This window comes from Enterococcus sp. 125944 (assembly GCF_051909435.1).
GTDB classification, from domain to species: Bacteria; Bacillota; Bacilli; order Lactobacillales; family Enterococcaceae; genus Enterococcus_D; species Enterococcus_D gallinarum.
Map to the genome: position 1 here is coordinate 160,472 of NZ_JBQASY010000006.1, position 18,467 is coordinate 178,938.

The following is an 18,467-nucleotide window of genomic DNA, read 5'->3' on the forward strand; positions in this document are numbered from 1 at the left end:
TGGATAACATGCAACAATTTCAAGAAAAATATCTTTCGGAGATCGAAGCTGTGATTGTTCGATTTCTAGAAGAGCATACAAGTGATCAAACGTTGAAAGATAGTATGCTCTACTCCATTCATGCTGGCGGTAAACGAATTCGTCCATTGCTGTTGACAGCGACCGTTGCTTCTTTCCATAAGTCAATGACGTTGGGAGTATACCAGACTGCAGCAGCCCTAGAGATGATTCATACCTATTCACTGATTCATGATGATTTGCCGGCGATGGACGATGACGCCTTGCGACGAGGCAAACCAACAAACCATAAAGTCTATGGAGAAGCACTAGCGATCCTTGCTGGGGACGGTCTATTGACTGCTGCGTTTCAGTTGTTATCGTTAGCTGATCTTGAACCAGATAAGAAAATTTTGCTTTTGCAGCAGCTTAGTCATACGGCAGGCACAGCGGGGATGGTGGCTGGACAGGCAGCAGATATCCAAGGGGAAAATCAGCAACTCACACTTGATGAGCTGATCAGCATTCACGAACGCAAAACAGGTGAACTGATTCGTTTTGCAGTGATTGCAGGTGGTATTTTAGCGGATCAGACAGAAGAAGTTATCCAGCTGCTCGATCAATTTGCTCGTCATATGGGCTTAGCCTTCCAAATCCGCGATGATCTTTTAGATGTCACCAGTACAACAGAAGTATTGGGCAAGATTGTCCATCGAGATGATGCACTAGCTAAAAGTACTTATCCGGCTTTGCTAGGACTTGATGGCGCTAGTGAAGCGTTGAAGGATGAATTGAATCAAGCGTATGCTGTGTTAGATGAACTGAGCAGTTATGGTCATTTCGATCAACGATTGCTCGCATCCGTTGTCAAACAATTCGAGATTAGAGGAAAGTAATGAAAAAAGAACGAGTAGATGTTTTAGCGGTCCAACAAGGACTTTTTGAAACCAGAGAACAAGCGAAACGCGGTGTCATGGCTGGATTAGTTTACACAGAGAAAAATGAACGTTTAGACAAACCAGGTGAAAAAATCAGCGGGGAGACACAGTTGCAAATCAAAGGCAAAAAGCTGCCTTATGTCTCCCGTGGTGGCTTAAAACTTGAAAAAGCTTTGAAAATTTTTGACTTTGTGGTGAAAGACCAAATTCTGCTGGATATTGGTGCGTCTACCGGCGGCTTTACTGATGCAGCTCTGCAGAATGGGGCAAAAATGAGTTATGCCTTAGACGTTGGCTACAATCAATTGGCGTGGAAACTACGTCAAGATCCGCGAGTAGTCGTGATGGAACGTGTGAATTTTCGTTATGCCAAACCTACTGATTTTTTAGAAGGATTACCAGAAAGAGCAACCATCGATGTGTCATTTATCTCTTTGAAGTTGATCTTGCCGCCGTTACATGAAATTCTCGTAGACCAAGGAGAAGTCATAGCGCTGATCAAGCCCCAATTCGAAGCAGGGAAAGCATCTGTCGGAAAAAACGGCATTGTTCGTGATCCTGCAGTCCATCAAAGGGTTCTCGAAGAAATCTTGGACTTTGCCCAATCGAATGGCTTTAATATTCTTGATCTTAGTTTTTCACCGATCACGGGCGGTGAAGGCAACATTGAATTTTTGGTTCATCTACAGAAAGTGCAGAATGGTGATGGCACAAGGAAAGCTGAAATCTCTGTCCCTCAGATCGTTGCTGAAGCACATGAAACCTTTCATCATCCAAAAACTTACTGATTTTGCAGAGCTGGTATTTTACATGCCGGCTCTCTTTCTTTCTGTCTAAAAATAGGATAAAATTAGTAGGAATTCAATCAGGAGGAACGAGAGATGAGAAAAAAAGAGCGTCATCGTTTGATAACACGATTGCTTAGTGAGCAAGATATTCAAAAACAGGAAGAATTTGTCGAATTGCTTCAGGAAAAAGGGGTGTCGGTCACACAAGCGACAATTTCCCGCGATATCAAAGAAATGAAGCTAGTCAAAGTCCCTTCACAAAAAGGTGGCTACCGCTACAGCATTCCTCAAGAAACGTCAGAAGATGTCATTGCCAAATTAGAAAAGATTTTGAAAGCTGCCTTTGTTTCTGTTGATCGAATGGATAAATTCGTTATTTTACGCACATTGCCGGGAAATGCTTCCGCTTTGGCAAATTTGATCGATAAACAATATGCAAAGGAACTGTTTGGTACCTTAAATGATGATGACAATGTATTGATGATCACTAAAACAGAAGCAGATGCAGAAACTTTGTTTAAAGATTTTCAACGATTTATGTAGAGGAGGCAATCCATGCTTTTAGAGTTGACCATTCAAAATTTCGCAATTATTTCCCACTTACACCTTTCTTTTCATGAAGGAATGACAGCTTTGACAGGTGAAACAGGTGCCGGGAAATCAATCATTATTGATGCGATGGGCTTGTTAGCCGGCGGACGCGGATCTACTGACTACTTGCGTCAAGGAGCAGAGAAATGCCGACTGGAAGGCCTTTTTGAATGGCCGCAGCAGTCAGAGTTTCAAGAACTGACAGAAGAATTAGGCATTGATCAAGAAGATGTGCTGATCGTCCAACGGGATATCACACAAGCAGGAAAAACAATCTGTCGTGTCAATGGACGTACGGTCACCTTGGCAAGTCTGCGAAAGATTGGTCTTTTTTTAGTTGATATTCAAGGACAAAACGAACATCAAGAGTTATTACAGCCGGAAAGGCATCTTAGCTTGGTAGATGGGTTTGGCGATGATGGTTTCAAAGCAGAACTGTTGCACTATCAGGATGCCTATCAGGAATACCGCAATTTAGAAAAACAGGTTCGCAATATTCAGGAAAATGAACAATTATATGTTCAACGGATGGATATGCTGCGATTCCAACAAGAAGAAATCGCACAGGCTGAATTAATCGAGGGCGAAGAAGAAAATCTGATCGAAGAACGTGAGAAGTTAACCAACTATCAGAAAATCGTCGATGCACTGGGGCAAAGTTATGGTGCGCTCTCTTCAGAAGAAATGAGCAGTGTCGACGGTGTAAGTGTGGCACTGTCCGAGATCCAATCTATCGCCCACTTAGATCAAGCCTATGAAAAAATCACTGAAACGATCCAGAGCGCTTATTATTTGTTGCAGGATGCTGCTTCTGATATTTCACGACAATTAGATAACCTTGAACTTGATGAAGGACGTCTAGAAGAAGTTATCAACCGACTGGAAACGATTCGTCAATTGAAGCGCAAATACGGCGAGTCCATCTCCGTCATCCTAGCTTATTATGAAGAAATTAGTAAGGAGATCTCTGAATCTGCCTATACTGAAGGCCAGCTGGAACAGTTAGAAGAGCAATTGACAGCTAAGGCCGATGCTGTTTGGGCTCTTGCTGAACAACTCCATGTCAAGCGGCGAGAAATCGCACATCGATTAGAAAAAGAAATTGTGCAAGAATTGAACGACCTCTATATGGAACATGCACAGTTTGAAGTTCGCTTTGCAAATGGCAAGCAGTTGACAGCTACTGGATTTGATAGTGTGGCTTTTTATCTCACGACCAATCCTGGGGAAGGCATGAAGCCGTTGGTTCGGGTAGCATCTGGTGGTGAGCTGTCTCGTATCTTATTAGCATTGAAATCGATTTTTTCACGGAAACAAGGGATCACGAGTATTGTTTTTGACGAAGTAGATACCGGAGTCAGTGGCCGCGTGGCGCAAGCAATTGCTGAAAAGATCTCAAAAATTGCGTTGAATTCCCAAGTCTTGTGTATCACTCATTTGCCGCAAGTAGCCGCAGTAGCTGATTATCAATATTTTATTGAAAAAGCGATCCAAGAAGGACGGACGGAGACTCGAGTTCGTCAGTTATCCTATGAAGAACGAGTGACTGAGATTGCTCGTATGTTATCAGGAGCAGAAATCACAGAACTGACAGTAGAGCATGCGCGTGAATTGTTAGCCTTGGCTCATCAGTAAATGCTTGAAAGAAGTTACCCACAAAATGGAAACGCGAACGCAAGTGCCGCTCCCTTCAAACTAGTTAAGAAGTGACTGCTTGGTTCAGGCGGTTCCATTTTGTTGATTTTGGAGGATGGAAAATGAAAAAATATCAAAAAATACTACTTGGTCTAGTGATCGGTTTACTGCTGATCGGTGCAGGTGGATGGTTGGGCTGGCAAAAATTACACTATCCGGCAAGTGAAGCCGCTCAAGCAGCTCTTTCAAAAGGGCAAGAGAAACGAGATGCGCTTTATTTCTCTGGAGACCCTGAAAAACCACTCGTTGTTTTTTATCCGGGAGCACTAGTAGATGCAGAAAGTTACAGTATTTGGGCAAAAGAGGTGTCTGAAAAAGGATACTCGGTTGCAATCGTCAAGATGCCCTTTGATATGGCGGTCCTTGGGGGAAATCGAGCAGAGAATATTTTAAACGAATTTCCACATAATGGCTATGTGATTGGCGGGCATTCATTGGGTGGCGTGATGGCAAGCCGTTATGCCGCTAGTCAAAAGAATGGCTTAAAGGGAGTCTTTTTCTTAGCGAGTTATCCAGATGAAAAAGGCAGTTTAGCAGAGACTAATTTGCCTGTGCTTTCTCTCACTGCTAGCAATGACGAGGTATTGAATCAAGGGAATTATCAAGCAGCAAAAACCTATTTGCCGGATTCAGCTATTTTCGAAACAATCTCAGGAGGCAATCACGCTGGTTTTGGTAGTTACGGCTCACAGCGTGGTGACGGAGCTGCCGCGATTTCAAATGAGGAACAACAACAACAGATCGCTGAGAAACTCACACAATGGTTAGATAACCTGGATAAAACACAATAATCCGTTATTTTGGACAAAAAAAGACGGCAGAAGCTGGTACATAAATGACCACTTCTGCCGCTGTTTTGATTCAACATACATTTGGGGAAATGTTGATGAAATCACGAAAACGTCGAACATAATTTGGGGCTATTCTTGATTGGGGAAGCAAGAAAGGTTATTATGTTCTTTTAATAATTGTTTTCTTATCCAGTATAGCACAGTAAGAATTGACAATATACTTCTTTTTACTAATTGAAAAAAATTTTTACTTTTTTACTTTTAGTTATTTTCTGTAAGTGATTGTAGGAAATGGAGTAAATTTTTGTCAGGAGTGAGAAATATTAGCAAATAATAATTTTCAACAATTTCATAAAATGGTAAAATGGAAATAATTGTATTTAACTTTGGAGAGAACAAGGAGCGTTATCATGAAAAAATTGAAATTTTTGGGACCAGTTTTAGGCTTGGTCATTCTATTATCAGGATGTGCAAAATGGATCGATCAAGGGGAATCGATCACCGCTGTCGGCTCATCCGCATTACAGCCGTTAGTAGAGACTGTGGCAGAAGAATTCCAAAATGAAAACCCAGGCAGATTTATTAATGTTCAAGGTGGCGGTAGTGGTACAGGATTGAGTCAAGTTCAAGCAGGTGCTGTAGATATCGGCAACTCAGATCTGTTTGCAGAAGAAAAGTCTGGTATCGATGCTAAAGCACTTGTGGATCATAAAGTAGCTGTAGTAGGAATCACTCCTATTGTAAATAAAAATGTCGGTGTATCTGATATCTCTACAGAAAATTTACGAAAGATTTTTCTAGGCGAAATTACCAACTGGAAAGAAGTAGGGGGGAATGATCAAAAAATCGTTCTATTGAACCGTGCGGCAGGAAGCGGAACAAGAGGAACTTTTGAAAAATGGATCATGGATGGAGAAACAGCAATCCCATCGCAAGAACAAGATTCAAGTGGAATGGTCCGTTCGATTGTTTCGGATACGCCGGGAGCTATCAGTTACGTTGCATTCTCTTATGTGACGGATGATGTCAATGTTCTTTCTATTGATGGCGTAGCACCGACAGACGAAAATGTGACGACAAATGACTGGAAAGTCTGGGCGTATGAACACATGTATACGAAGGGAGAACCTACAGCACTGACAGCAGAATTCTTAGAGTATATCCTTTCGGATGAAGTTCAAGAGCACATTGTTGGGGATCTTGGTTATATTCCTATTTCAAGAATGCAAGTTGAACGCGATTGGGAAGGAAACGTCATCAAGTAACCTTTACACAAAATTTACAATGTTGCCGAAAAATTTACAAAAGGTTTAACAGAAATTGATGTTCGAACGATAAACTAATATTTGTGAATTTAGTTTGATTTTTGAGGAGGAATCCCTCGTGGAAAATGTAAAAGAAGTGTTAACGAAAAAATCTAAGCGAGCAAAAATGGAGCAGCGGGGAAAGCTCATTAGTTTTCTTTGTATCGCATTGATCGTTTTGGTTGTGATTTCAATTTTTTATTTTGTAGCAAGTCGTGGGCTTGCCACGTTTTTCGTTGATAAAGTAAATGTGTTTGATTTCTTGTTTGGTACACAATGGAACCCTAGTGCTGTTGGTCCAGATGGACAGCCGCTTGTCGGCGCATTGCCGATGATCGTCGGCTCATTTGTGGTAACTTTCTTATCAGCGATTATCGCAACACCATTTGCGATTGGTGCAGCTGTCTTTATGGTAGAAGTTTCCCCTCGCAACGGTGAAAAGATTTTGCAGCCAGTTATCGAGTTACTAGTGGGGATCCCATCCGTTGTTTACGGATTTATCGGACTATCCGTGATTGTTCCAGCGGTCCGTTCTGTTTTTGGCGGTACTGGTTTTGGGATTCTGGCAGGGACATTTGTTCTGTTTATCATGATCTTGCCAACTGTGACGACAATGACTGTCGATGCGTTGCGAGCAGTCCCAAGACACTATCGCGAAGCCTCACTTGCTCTTGGAGCAACAAGATGGCAAACGATTTACAAAGTTGTTTTGCGGGCAGCAGTTCCAGGGATTTTAACAGCTGTCGTCTTTGGAATGGCTCGGGCATTTGGTGAAGCATTGGCCATCCAAATGGTGATCGGGAATGCGGCATTGATGCCGTCTAGCTTGGTGACACCTGCTTCAACATTGACATCGATTCTAACGATGGGAATCGGAAATACGATCATGGGGACTGTTGAAAATAACGTGCTATGGTCATTAGCGCTGATCTTATTATTAATGTCTTTATTGTTCAATATTGTGATTCGATTGATTGGTAAGAAAGGAGCGTTGAAATAATGAATGCAAAACGCTCAGATAAAATTGCGACTGGTGTGCTTTATGCTGTAGCAGGAATCATTGTTTTGATTTTGGCTTCTTTATTGCTTTATATCTTAGTACGAGGGATTCCTCATATTAGTTGGGAATTTTTGACCTCACCTTCCAAAGCTTATCAAGAAGGTGGTGGGATTGGGATTCAGCTATTCAACTCATTGTATCTTTTATTGGTTACAATGATCATTAGTTTCCCGATTTCATTAGGTGCCGGGATCTATTTATCCGAATATGCGAAAAAGAATTGGTTTACAGATGTAGTGAGAACATCGATTGAGATTCTTAGTTCGTTGCCTTCAGTTGTAGTCGGTCTTTTTGGTTTTTTAGTCTTCGTTATCCAATTCGGTTACGGATTCTCGATTATTTCAGGAGCCCTAGCACTAACGTTTTTCAACTTACCATTACTAACAAGAAATGTAGAAGAATCATTGCAAGCCATCCACTATACACAGCGTGAAGCTGGGTTGTCGCTTGGATTGTCACGCTGGGAAACAGTCATGCGAATCATCGTTCCTGAAGCAACACCAGGGATATTGACTGGTGTGATCCTAAGTTCAGGACGTATTTTCGGGGAAGCCGCAGCATTGATTTACACCGCAGGTCAGAGTGCGCCAGCGTTAGACTTTTCAAATTGGAACCCGCTGAGTGTTTCCAGCCCGATCAGCATTTTCCGACAAGCGGAAACATTGGCTGTCCATATTTGGAAAATCAATACAGAAGGAACGATGCCTGATGGAATCCAAGTTTCAGCTGGCGCTTCAGCTGTCCTGATCATCGCTGTTCTATTGTTTAACTTTGGCGCTCGTGCAATCGGTAAACGATTGTATAAGAAAATGACGTCAGCATAAGGAGAATCACTGTATGAATGATTATAATTGGGAAGAACGCAATATCATTACCTTTGATCGACCAGAAGACGTCGCTCTTTATACAAATGATCTGCACGTATGGTATGGAACGAATGAAGCGATCAAAGGAATCGATCTGCAATTTGAAAAAAACAAAATTACCGCATTGATTGGACCTTCTGGTTGTGGGAAATCGACCTATCTTCGTTCATTGAATCGCATGAACGATGGTATTGCGAATACGAAAGTAACGGGTCAAATTATGTACAAGGGTGTCGATGTCAATACGAAAGAAGTCGATGTCTATGAAATGCGCAAACGGATTGGTATGGTTTTTCAACGTCCAAATCCTTTCAGTAAATCAATTTATGACAATATCGCATTTGCTTTGCGTCGTCATGGTGAAAAGAACAAGAAGAAATTAGACGAGATCGTTGAAACAAGTTTGAAACAAGCCGCTCTGTGGGATCAAGTCAAAGACAGCCTGGATAAAAGTGCTTTAGCATTGTCCGGGGGGCAACAACAACGTCTGTGTATTGCTCGTGCCATCGCTATGAAGCCGGATATTTTACTTTTGGATGAACCAGCGAGTGCGCTAGATCCAATCTCTACCGGAACGGTTGAAGAAACATTGGTCAACTTAAAGCAAGATTATTCGATTATTATCGTGACGCACAACATGCAGCAAGCTGCACGGATCAGTGACTATACCGCGTTCTTTTACTTGGGAAATGCAATTGAATATGATCACACACGAAAAATATTCACGCGTCCTAAAATCCAAGCAACAGAAGATTATGTATCAGGTCACTTTGGCTAATCTGATCCGATCAGTAAACGGAGGCTAAGAAATGGCAGAAGAAATTATCACATCAAAAGATCTGCATTTATATTATGGAAAAAAAGAAGCACTAAAAGGAATCGATCTTTCCATCAATAAAGGAGAAATTACTGCAATGATCGGTCCTTCCGGCTGCGGCAAGTCGACTTATCTTCGTTCGTTGAATCGGATGAATGATTTGATTCCTGGTGTCACGATCACAGGGAGTGTCGTATATAAAGGAAAAGACATCTACAGTCCGCAACAAGATACAGTAGATTTACGGAAAGAAATCGGTATGGTTTTCCAACAACCGAATCCATTTCCCTTTTCGATTTACGAAAACGTTATTTATGGGTTAAAATTAAAGGGTGTCAAAGACAAAGAGATTCTCGATAAAACCGTGGAAGAAAGCTTGAAAGCTGCCTCAGTATGGGATGATGTCAAAGATAAGCTTCATCAAAGTGCGCTTTCTTTGTCTGGCGGCCAGCAACAGCGGGTTTGTATTGCCCGAGTATTGGCTGTCGATCCGGAAATCATTTTATTAGATGAACCAACCAGTGCGTTGGATCCTATTTCATCAGGTAAAATCGAAAATACCCTTTTGACACTAAAAGAACGATACACAATGATCATTGTGACTCATAACATGTCTCAAGCTTCAAGAATCTCTGACAAAACAGCCTTCTTCTTAGATGGCAACTTGATCGAATTCAATGATACCAAGAAAGTATTCTTAAGTCCGAGGGAGAAAGAAACAGAAGACTATATTTCAGGAAGATTTGGTTAGGAGGAAAAAGCAATGTTGCGTACACAATTTGAAGAAGAATTACTGAATCTTCACAATCAATTTTATGAAATGGGGATGCTTGTAAGTAGTGCGATCCATAAATCTGTTCGTGCTTATGTGAAGCATGATAAAGAGATTGCTCAAGAAGTAATAGAAAACGATGAAGCAATCAACAATATGGAAGTTCGACTTGAGAAGAAAAGTTTCGAAATGATTGCCTTGCAACAACCTGTAACGACTGATTTGCGAATGATCATCACTGTGATGAAAGCTAGTTCCGATTTGGAACGAATGGGAGATCACGCGGTATCTATCGCAAAGTCAACGATTCGTGTTAAAGGCGAGACCCGAATTGCAGAGATTGAGAAAGAAATTTCCGATATGTCTGACTATGTCAAAAAAATGGTGGACAATGTTTTGGTCGCTTATGTAAAAACGGACCAAGAAGACGCCCGGATGATTGCACAAATGGATGAGCGGGTAAATGATTACTATCGAGATATCTATTATAAAACGATCGATAGCATGAAAGCCAATCCTGAGACAGTTGTCAGTGGTACGGATTATCTTTCTGTGGCCCAATATCTCGAGCGGATTGGTGATTATGTCACAAATATTTGCGAATGGATCGTTTATTTGGCTACTGGTAAGATCAGTGAGTTAAATAGTAATCGTTCTGAGCTGATGTAGTGAGCATATCTTTGTTCAAAATATAGATTTAGCTCATCAGCTTTCACATGAATGTATATTGTTATTGTACGGACTGTACTGTAAGAAGAGAGATGAAAAATAGCGTATCATTGATCTGGGATCATGGATAAACTATTGGAAAACGTGTGAGGTTATTCTTGCGCTATTCTGTTCTTCTGTAGTACAGTTTTTTTGTAGTTTTTTTAGATAAAGCTGATAAGCACAAGTTTTCCTTTCACAAAGAATCATCTTCTCTGATTTCAAGCAGAACAATTACTCTTTTATTGAAAGAACTTCGGATTGATAAAAACTTGGTACTTAAGACCTATGACAGTTTGCGGAAAAACAGGCATAATAGGTTCGTAAGCTAAACTTGCAAACAAAAATTTGCTGAAGGAGGCAATTTCCATGAACGAAAGAGAACGTGTATTGGATTTAGTGAAAAAAGGTGTGCTTTCTACAGAAGAAGCATTGGATTTGCTGGAAGGAATGGCAAAAGCCAAAGACGAGAATCAAATCAACAAAGCTGCAGCTGAAGTATCCGCTGATAAGACAAATAATGACTTTTTTGAAGAAGTTGAAGAAGCCCACGAGAAAGAAGAAGCTTCTTTTGATGGTGAAGAAAAACTTCGTCAAAATGAAGCACAAGATAAAGAAAATCTTGAAAAAATCTTGGACGGATTGGCAACTGAGGCAAACCAAGCTTCTGCTGAATTAGATGAGATCAATGTAGAAATTCAAGGTGTAAAAGAGGAACTGAAAGAAGCACAAGAAGTTCTCATGCAATTGAACACAAAAGAGGAATTGGATCAATTATCTGAAGAAGAACTTGCAACACGGCAAGAGACGGAAGCGACAATCGCTTCTCTAGAAGATTCATTAGATAGTTTGAGCGAAGAAAAAGCGACATTGGATGCGAAGTTGAAAAATATTCGCAAAGACCAATGGTCACAAACAAAAGAAAAAATCAGCCAAAAACTTGATATTCCAGATGACTGGAAAGAACAAGCCTCTGATACATTTACTCAAGTCAGTGAAAAAATGGTTGATGCAGGTACTCAATTTGGTCAATTCTTGAAAAAAACAGTTCGTGCTGTTTCAGAATCAGTGAATGACAACATGGAATGGAAAGATATCAATCTGAAAGTTCCAGGAGTAGCAGCAACGAAATTTGAACATACCTTTGAATATGCTGAAACAGAAGCAACATTGATCGATGTGAAATTAGCAAACGGAAATGTTGAATTCCGCTTGTGGGATCAACCGGGTGTGAAAGTGGATGCTAAAATCAAACTCTATGGTAAAATGGATGCTGCAACACCTTTCGATGCTTTTGATGCACGAAGCCAAATTGATGTTGACGATGAACGCATTTCATTCCAAATTCCAAACAAGCGTATCCGCGCTGATCTGGTTTTCTATCTGCCGACACGTACCTATGATCATGTTGCAGTGAAATTGTTGAACGGGAATGTAACATTTGACGAATTGGTGGCAAGAGATGTTTATACGAAATCAACCAACGGTACGATCGATTTCCGCAAAGTAGATGCTACAATGTTGGAGATTGAAGGTGTCAATGGAAATATCTTGGTTCAAGATGGAGATATCCTTGATGCTATCATTGAAACTGTCAATGGGGATGTTACTCTTACCGCGACACCACAAAATACTGGAATTTCTCTAGTGAACGGGAATATCCGAATCACTTACAAAGAAGACCGACTACAAAAATTAAATGCTAGCTCAGTCAACGGAAATGTCAAAGTAGCATTACCACAATCAGTTGGATTTGAAGGCTTGGCAAAAACCAGCTTAGGAAGTATCAATCAACGGCTGAGCAATTTTGAAATCGTGCGTGAGAAAAAAGAACGTATGAACCAATTATTGCAATTCCGCCGCGTAGCTGATAAAGTAGCACAAGTCGATCTTTCAACAACGACTGGGAATGTCTTTATCAAAGACACAGAACAATAATCTGATTCCATCAGATCTATAGATAGATTGTCAGAAGGAAGGTGAAGGTAAATGAACAAACGATTAACGAAATCAACCAATAATGTAGTGATTACAGGTACTCTGGGAGGTTTAGCAGAATACTTAGGAATCGATCCAACGATCATCCGTGTGATCTATGTCTTTCTATCATTAGTGACAGCTGGTTTCCCTGGGATCACCCTTTATGTCATCATGGCGATCTTGATCCCTTCTGGACGCAAAAGCTCTGGTGGATATGGACACGACAATCAGTACTACAAAGCGAACAACAAAGAAACAAATCGTCCGCGCAAAGAAGCAGATAAAGTCGAGGATGAGGACTGGAGTGACTTCTAATGTCCTACTTTCAACGACTGATAATGAATACACTCACCTTTGTTGCTCTGGCAGTATTGCTGCCAAACATGGTCCATGTACGTAGCATCATGATGGCATTAGTAGCCAGCTTTGTTCTCTCTATTTTAAATGCGTTGATCAAACCAATCTTGAGTATCATCTCATTTCCATTAACGCTGTTGACATTTGGGCTTTTCAGTTTTGTCATCAACGCTTTAATGCTGAATTTGACTTCAACTTTTGTAGGAGCTGCTAACTTTGGCTTTTCCTCATTTGGTGCAGCGATTCTGGTTGCTTTGATTATGTCAGTGATCAATATGATTGTGACTGAACACCATATCGAAAAATATACAAAATAAAACATCCACACGTTTCTTTCAACATAGCTAGCTATGTTGAAAGAACGTGTGGATGTTTTTGTTTTTTAATATTAAAGAACAATGTGAACAAACAAACTGTAATAATAAGAAAAGTAAAACATCTTTTTTTGTAATTTTTTATAAAAGAAAGACAAATCCGCCAATTATTTCTTCGAAATAACCATTTTTTGTCATGTTCATCTAGCTGTGTCATGTTAAATTGAGTAGAAAAATCTGTGAAAATACTCGTGTCTATTAGTTTCATTTGTTATTGTTTCGCAGTGATAAATATTGATAGAAGTAGTATTTTATGAAGGGGATCGACGGGAATACGAGCAGTATCATCGCACCACTTTTTTGACTAATAGCTATTCACTAAAACGAATAGTCTAAGCAGTTAAGCCGCCCACGCTAGAGTACCATTCTAAAATCTACGGAAACAATTCTTGCTGAATATCCACTACGACTAACTAAGTGAATAGTTATATTGTTCTTAAATACAGCTGAATTTTTGCACAAAGGTTCTTTTAATGCGCTTGAAAGTGCAAGCGGGCATTTTTGATTAATAATACAATTAAAAATGATGTAAAAAAGGAGAACTTAGATGTCTGCAAATTTAAGCAACTTTGCTGTTTATGTAGTAGATGATAATTTTTTTAATGGAGAGTGGCTAAAAAAAGCGATCCAAGAATGCCAACTTCCGTGTGCTTCAGTAGAAATTTTCCTGCCGGACCAATTTGAGCGTTTTATTAATGAACACCTTACCGATATCAATGATTTATTCTTATTTTCCACTGATATGAAAGGATATGATCGAGGTTTTCAATTAGCAGGAAGATTGAGAAGCCAATGTAAAAAATGTCAAATAGCTTTTTATGGAATAGATGCTTCAAAGATACAGATGAAAAAAATGAACCTCCTGTGCCCATTAGGGATCATTGATACAAAAGAAGCGTTTAAACACCAACTAAGAAACTTGTTAATTGAAGCAATAGAAGTAAAGCAATCATTATTAGGCAAAAAGCACTTATTAAAGCTTGAAAACAAACGAGAATTGATCGTTATGGATGCAGAATCAATCAACTATATCACAACGGTCAAAGAAGAGCGCAACCAAATCGTTCTTCACCAAAAGAAGTCGATCGAATACATTGAGATGTCCTTGAAAGTCATCAAGCAATTGGACCTACCCGCTTATTATAAAGTGTTTAAATCTTACATTATCAATACAGGACAAATCAGGAAAATTGATCGAACAAACAACATTCTTTCTTTTTTTAGCGGTGAAGAATTAGAAGTGGGTAAGAAAATAAGAAAAGCGATTGATTAAAAATACATATATAAATTGGAGGAGAATAATGAAGAAAATCACTAAAAAAATAGAACAAAGTATGGTTGTTATTGCGTTGAGTCTTACCCAGATCACAACGCCAATACTGGTGATTGCTGAAACATCTGAGGCTGATCAGCCAGCTGAAACAACTAGTAAAATAGACAAAGAAAAAGATCCTATCTTGGCTTCATCTGAAAAAGAAGCTTCCTCATTCACTTCAAGTGCTAGTAGTCAAGAAGAAGCTGATACTTCTTCCAGTGAAGAGAACGAAGTGGATCAAAGTGAGGAAACATCAGGTATAAAAGATTCTAGTGTTGCAGAAACTGAAACCAACAAATCTTCTACTGATCCCAAAATAGCTAAGAAAGAAGAAAATGCTTCTCGTTCCAATCGACAAATAAAGGCGCAAGAACTTTTAAAGAAAGGAACACTGCTTACGATGGCTGATGAGGAGTACAGCCAAACACAGGAAACAAGAGTGCTAAATAATACACCAGTTAAACTAAAATTGGATTTTGAAATCATTGACGAAGATTACTTAGCTGGAACAACTGTTGTTTTTAGTTTGCCGGACACCCTTGGATTTACCGATAATCAAGGGACGATTCAAGGCATCGATGCGACTTGGCAAGTAGACAGTTCCAATCGTCAAGTAAAGATCACTTTTAATCAAGCTATCCACGATGCAACATTTTCCCTTGAATTAAAGAGTTATCTTTATTCAGAAAGTACCCCGCAAATCAAAGTGACAATTGATGATCTAAATAAAACCAGTTATGCGATCGATCTTTATGAAGATGTCGAATCATTGAAGTACGAGCAACAAAAAAACATTTTTGGTCTAGATGGTACAGTGTATTATAATTTAGACCGCAAGCTCTCGGGAACGGAAACACTCTCTTTGCAACTTATTGACATCCCAGGAGCAGTTTTCAAAAAAATAGAATCGCAACCACTAAAGGTTTATAGCTATGATGTAGATATCAAAGGAAATATCAAGCCAGAAACGCAAACGGAGCTAGTCGCTGGCACAGATTATACAATTACAGCTAATGACTTACAAAATACAGCAGTTGAGATCAAACAAATGGATCAGCAAAAGGCTTATGGTGTTGTCTATCAATTCACGATGAGCATATCTGAAATTAGTGACCATCAGTATTCTTATTACAAAAACTATCCAACCACCGGTTTTGGATCAGTAAATCTTGAACCATCGGCTGGGGAGTACCGTGGAATTTCTTTTGTGGCAAAAACAAGTCAAACTGAAAAAGAGATTTCATCAAGGTATTATTCAGCTGTTGCCGGTGGAAATTTATATTCCAATGAAAAGGGATCCTACTATTTAACATTACATGGCATGCCAACTGAAATGAAAAAAGGACAGCAGATAACGATATCCGCTGAAAATGGACAGGAACTTACAGTGAAGCAACTAATGGTCAATGATGCTTTTTATCAAAATGTACCTTTAGATGAATACTTTAAAGTCGAAAATTCTAACGGCATGTTGACCTTGACGGCAACCAAAGACAGTAACCTAGCATTTTCCATGATTCATCTTACGGTTCCTTTTGATCAAAAAGACATCGTCATGAATGTCACGACTCCTTTGATTCCCAATGAAAAATTCAAAGTGATTGGGGATGATTATGTACAACCAATCTCAGTTTTATATCCTAATTCAGCTGAGACAGCTTGGGGGAACTACAACCAAAATGGTGCCTATGCAAATGATACTTCAGTCAACGTTGAAGGAAGCACAACACAACCTGTCGAAAATCTTAAAATCTTCGTCGAACATCCAGATTATTTGACACTTAGAAAAGTTCCAGAAGTGAACTATTATTACAAGATTGATCAAGATTACCGTATTGAGAAGGTTGAGGGAGGGTCCTTAGTTACTTTTATTACGCCAATCAATCGTTCAATTCAATTTGACATTGGATTTAATTATGTGCCAGACAGTCTCGTTTCTACAACGCGGATCCCAGTAGATAAAATTCCGATTAGTATCTCAGCGGATGGCTTGGATACTGTCAATACAACAGTTACCACTGGAAGAAAAAACTATTCAGAACAAACGTTGCAAGGAAGCAAAAATCAATTTTTAGTTAATGCCCGGCAAGATACCATCAAAGATCTGAAGGTACAAACACATGTACCAATGAATACAGATGTCGTATTTTCTATTATCGATGTCTCCAATGATCAAGTGGACGGGATTTATCCTCAATACTGGGATCGGGGGCAATACAATACGCAAGTCATGAAAGAAACAGATCCGAATTACCCTACCATCACGCATGATGAAGCGACGAATTATTATACGTTCGATTTTGGGACAACTAATCACAGATACATCATTGCCTATCATTATGCAAATGGTTGGCAGGAAACGAAATCAATTCTGATACCGGGATTTGCTAAAGAACCACTGTATGGTAATCAACAAGGGTCATCGACGGTCACTGTCTCTAATACCGCAACAGACATTATCGATATTAGTCAAAGGACAGTTACTAGCGCAAAAAACGTAACCCAAGTCACTGTGAAAACGAAAAACATTGATGATGGAACAAAGAAAGTTGTAAATCCAACGTTCAGCTTAAAATCTATTGGTAACACCAATGGAGAAATCGATCCAAACTCCATCAGAATCTCAAATGTTCCTGATGATAGTTATAAAGTAGAGAAAGTTAATGGTGAGATTCAGCTGGTTTTTGCAAACTATGTGCTTAAGGAGAACGTGGAGATCAGCTATACCGTCCTTTCTCAAAACGCTGGTCAAATTTCTGCATCAGCCACCATCTCATCCGAGACGATTGATACATTGTCCGAAGCAAAGCGCACCGCGACATCCACTATCGCAAATCTGCAATTTTCAGCAGGTGATTCGGAAGGGATTATCTATAAAACGTCTGCTTTACTTGATGTCTTTGATACAGAAAGGCCGACAAAAAAGATTGCTGGAGTTTCATTAATGTTAATCAATCAGTTGACTGGAACTGTGATCAACACCACCACTGATCAAGTAGGCGAGTCACAGTTGACAGATATTTATACAGGTAAATACAAGGTATACGTTTCAAAAGTCCCTGAAGGATATGTTGTTCCAGAAGATATTCAATCTGGTATGGATGTAAAAGTCAATCGAACGGGTAACCAGATATCTATTGGAATCACACCAGAAAAAGATTTATCCAGTATTTCAGTAAAAGACAGCACATTGTATGTAGGAGACACATGGCAAGCCGAGGACAACTTTGTCTCTGCGACGGACAAACAAGGCAATAACGTAACATTTTCAGAAGTAACTGTTAGCGGCGATGTTGATACTTCAAAAGCAGGTAGTTATCAAGTGACCTACAAAAATGGAAACGCCGAGTCAGTGGCAACGATCACCGTCGTGTCTAATCAAGCAACCGTGGTAGCCAAAGATAGTACGCTCTATGTGGGAGATTCTTGGCAGGCGGAAGACAACTTTGTATCCGCCACAGATAAAGACGGAAAAGCAGTATCATTCGCTGATGTAACCGTCACAGGCACGGTAGACATTACGACACCCGGAAAATATGAAGTCAGCTACCGCAATGGTAAAGTTGAAGCAGTAGCTACGATCACAGTTTTAGCAGATCAAACAAGCGTCAAAGCAAAAGACAGCACATTGTATGTAGGAGACACATGGCTAGCCGAAGACAATTTTGTTTCTGCTACAGATAAAGATGGAAAATCATTGTCAATCGCTGAAGTAACTGTTAGCGGCGATGTTGATACTTCAAAAGTAGGTAGTTATCAAGTGACCTATACCAATGGAACAGCTAAGTCAGTGGCAACGATCACCGTCGTGTCTGATCAAGCAACCGTGGTAGCCAAAGATAGTACGCTCTATGTGGGAGATTCTTGGCAGGCGGAAGACAACTTTGTATCCGCTACAGATAAAGACGGAAAAGCAGTATCAATCGCTGATGTAACCGTCACAGGCACGGTAGACACTACGACGCCCGGAAAATATGAAGTCAGCTACCGCAATGGGAAAGTCGAAGCAGTAGCTACGATCACAGTTTTAGCAGATCAAACAAGCGTCAAAGCAAAAGACAGCACATTGTATGTAGGAGACACATGGCTAGCCGAAGACAATTTTGTTTCTGCT

The 18,467-nt window shown here is 39.9% G+C and carries 16 protein-coding genes; all 16 read left to right on the forward strand.

Annotated elements, in window-relative coordinates:
- Positions 1-8 precede the first annotated feature (8 nt).
- The gene (locus ACTFWY_RS07655) at positions 9-893 is read left to right on the forward strand and encodes a polyprenyl synthetase family protein (RefSeq protein ID WP_171917420.1); all 885 of its coding nucleotides are present in this window, start codon (positions 9-11) and stop codon (positions 891-893) included.
- Positions 893-1,723: a TlyA family RNA methyltransferase gene (locus tag ACTFWY_RS07660; protein WP_171917332.1), complete on the forward strand. Its 831-nt coding sequence runs from the start codon at positions 893-895 to the stop codon at positions 1,721-1,723. The genes ACTFWY_RS07655 and ACTFWY_RS07660 overlap by 1 nt, the downstream gene beginning before the upstream one ends.
- 93 nt (positions 1,724-1,816) lie before the next feature.
- Complete coding sequence (gene argR, locus ACTFWY_RS07665) at positions 1,817-2,266, forward strand: arginine repressor (RefSeq protein ID WP_003126212.1); 450 nt, start codon at positions 1,817-1,819, stop codon at positions 2,264-2,266.
- Between the two features lie 12 nt (positions 2,267-2,278).
- Positions 2,279-3,949 carry a DNA repair protein RecN gene (recN, locus tag ACTFWY_RS07670; protein WP_103299678.1) on the forward strand — a complete coding sequence of 557 codons (1,671 nt, stop codon included), beginning with the start codon at positions 2,279-2,281 and terminating at the stop codon, positions 3,947-3,949.
- 122 nt (positions 3,950-4,071) lie between these two features.
- The gene (locus ACTFWY_RS07675) at positions 4,072-4,800 is read left to right on the forward strand and encodes an alpha/beta hydrolase (protein ID WP_156247406.1); all 729 of its coding nucleotides are present in this window, start codon (positions 4,072-4,074) and stop codon (positions 4,798-4,800) included.
- A 410-nt stretch (positions 4,801-5,210) separates the two neighbouring features.
- Positions 5,211-6,065: a phosphate ABC transporter substrate-binding protein PstS gene (locus ACTFWY_RS07680; protein ID WP_003126216.1), complete on the forward strand. Its 855-nt coding sequence runs from the start codon at positions 5,211-5,213 to the stop codon at positions 6,063-6,065.
- Positions 6,066-6,183: 118 nt separating this feature from the next.
- Positions 6,184-7,104 (forward strand): phosphate ABC transporter permease subunit PstC, encoded by a 921-nt coding sequence (pstC, locus tag ACTFWY_RS07685; RefSeq protein ID WP_003126217.1) that lies wholly within the window; start codon positions 6,184-6,186, stop codon positions 7,102-7,104.
- A complete protein-coding gene (pstA, locus tag ACTFWY_RS07690) occupies positions 7,104-7,988 on the forward strand; it encodes a phosphate ABC transporter permease PstA (RefSeq protein WP_003126218.1) in 885 nt (294 codons plus the stop codon). Before pstC ends, pstA begins: the two co-directional genes overlap by 1 nt.
- A gap of 13 nt (positions 7,989-8,001) precedes the next feature.
- The gene (gene pstB / locus ACTFWY_RS07695) at positions 8,002-8,808 is read left to right on the forward strand and encodes a phosphate ABC transporter ATP-binding protein PstB (protein ID WP_003126219.1); all 807 of its coding nucleotides are present in this window, start codon (positions 8,002-8,004) and stop codon (positions 8,806-8,808) included.
- Between the two features lie 31 nt (positions 8,809-8,839).
- Positions 8,840-9,598: a phosphate ABC transporter ATP-binding protein PstB gene (gene pstB, locus ACTFWY_RS07700; RefSeq protein ID WP_003126221.1), complete on the forward strand. Its 759-nt coding sequence runs from the start codon at positions 8,840-8,842 to the stop codon at positions 9,596-9,598.
- A gap of 12 nt (positions 9,599-9,610) precedes the next feature.
- The gene (gene phoU / locus ACTFWY_RS07705; RefSeq protein WP_003126222.1) at positions 9,611-10,288 is read left to right on the forward strand and encodes a phosphate signaling complex protein PhoU; all 678 of its coding nucleotides are present in this window, start codon (positions 9,611-9,613) and stop codon (positions 10,286-10,288) included.
- A 408-nt stretch (positions 10,289-10,696) separates the two neighbouring features.
- Positions 10,697-12,265 (forward strand): daptomycin-sensing surface protein LiaX, encoded by a 1,569-nt coding sequence (gene liaX, locus ACTFWY_RS07710; protein WP_005471173.1) that lies wholly within the window; start codon positions 10,697-10,699, stop codon positions 12,263-12,265.
- Between the two features lie 51 nt (positions 12,266-12,316).
- Positions 12,317-12,622, forward strand: coding sequence for a PspC domain-containing protein (locus ACTFWY_RS07715; RefSeq protein ID WP_003126224.1), 306 nt, complete (start codon positions 12,317-12,319; stop codon positions 12,620-12,622).
- Complete coding sequence (locus tag ACTFWY_RS07720) at positions 12,622-12,981, forward strand: phage holin family protein (protein WP_003126225.1); 360 nt, start codon at positions 12,622-12,624, stop codon at positions 12,979-12,981. Before ACTFWY_RS07715 ends, ACTFWY_RS07720 begins: the two co-directional genes overlap by 1 nt.
- Positions 12,982-13,585: 604 nt before the next feature.
- Complete coding sequence (locus ACTFWY_RS07725; RefSeq protein WP_081131622.1) at positions 13,586-14,311, forward strand: LytTR family transcriptional regulator DNA-binding domain-containing protein; 726 nt, start codon at positions 13,586-13,588, stop codon at positions 14,309-14,311.
- A 28-nt stretch (positions 14,312-14,339) separates the two neighbouring features.
- The coding region (locus ACTFWY_RS07730) for a bacterial Ig-like domain-containing protein (protein ID WP_439939949.1) at positions 14,340-18,467 on the forward strand (4,128 nt) is incomplete at its 3' end.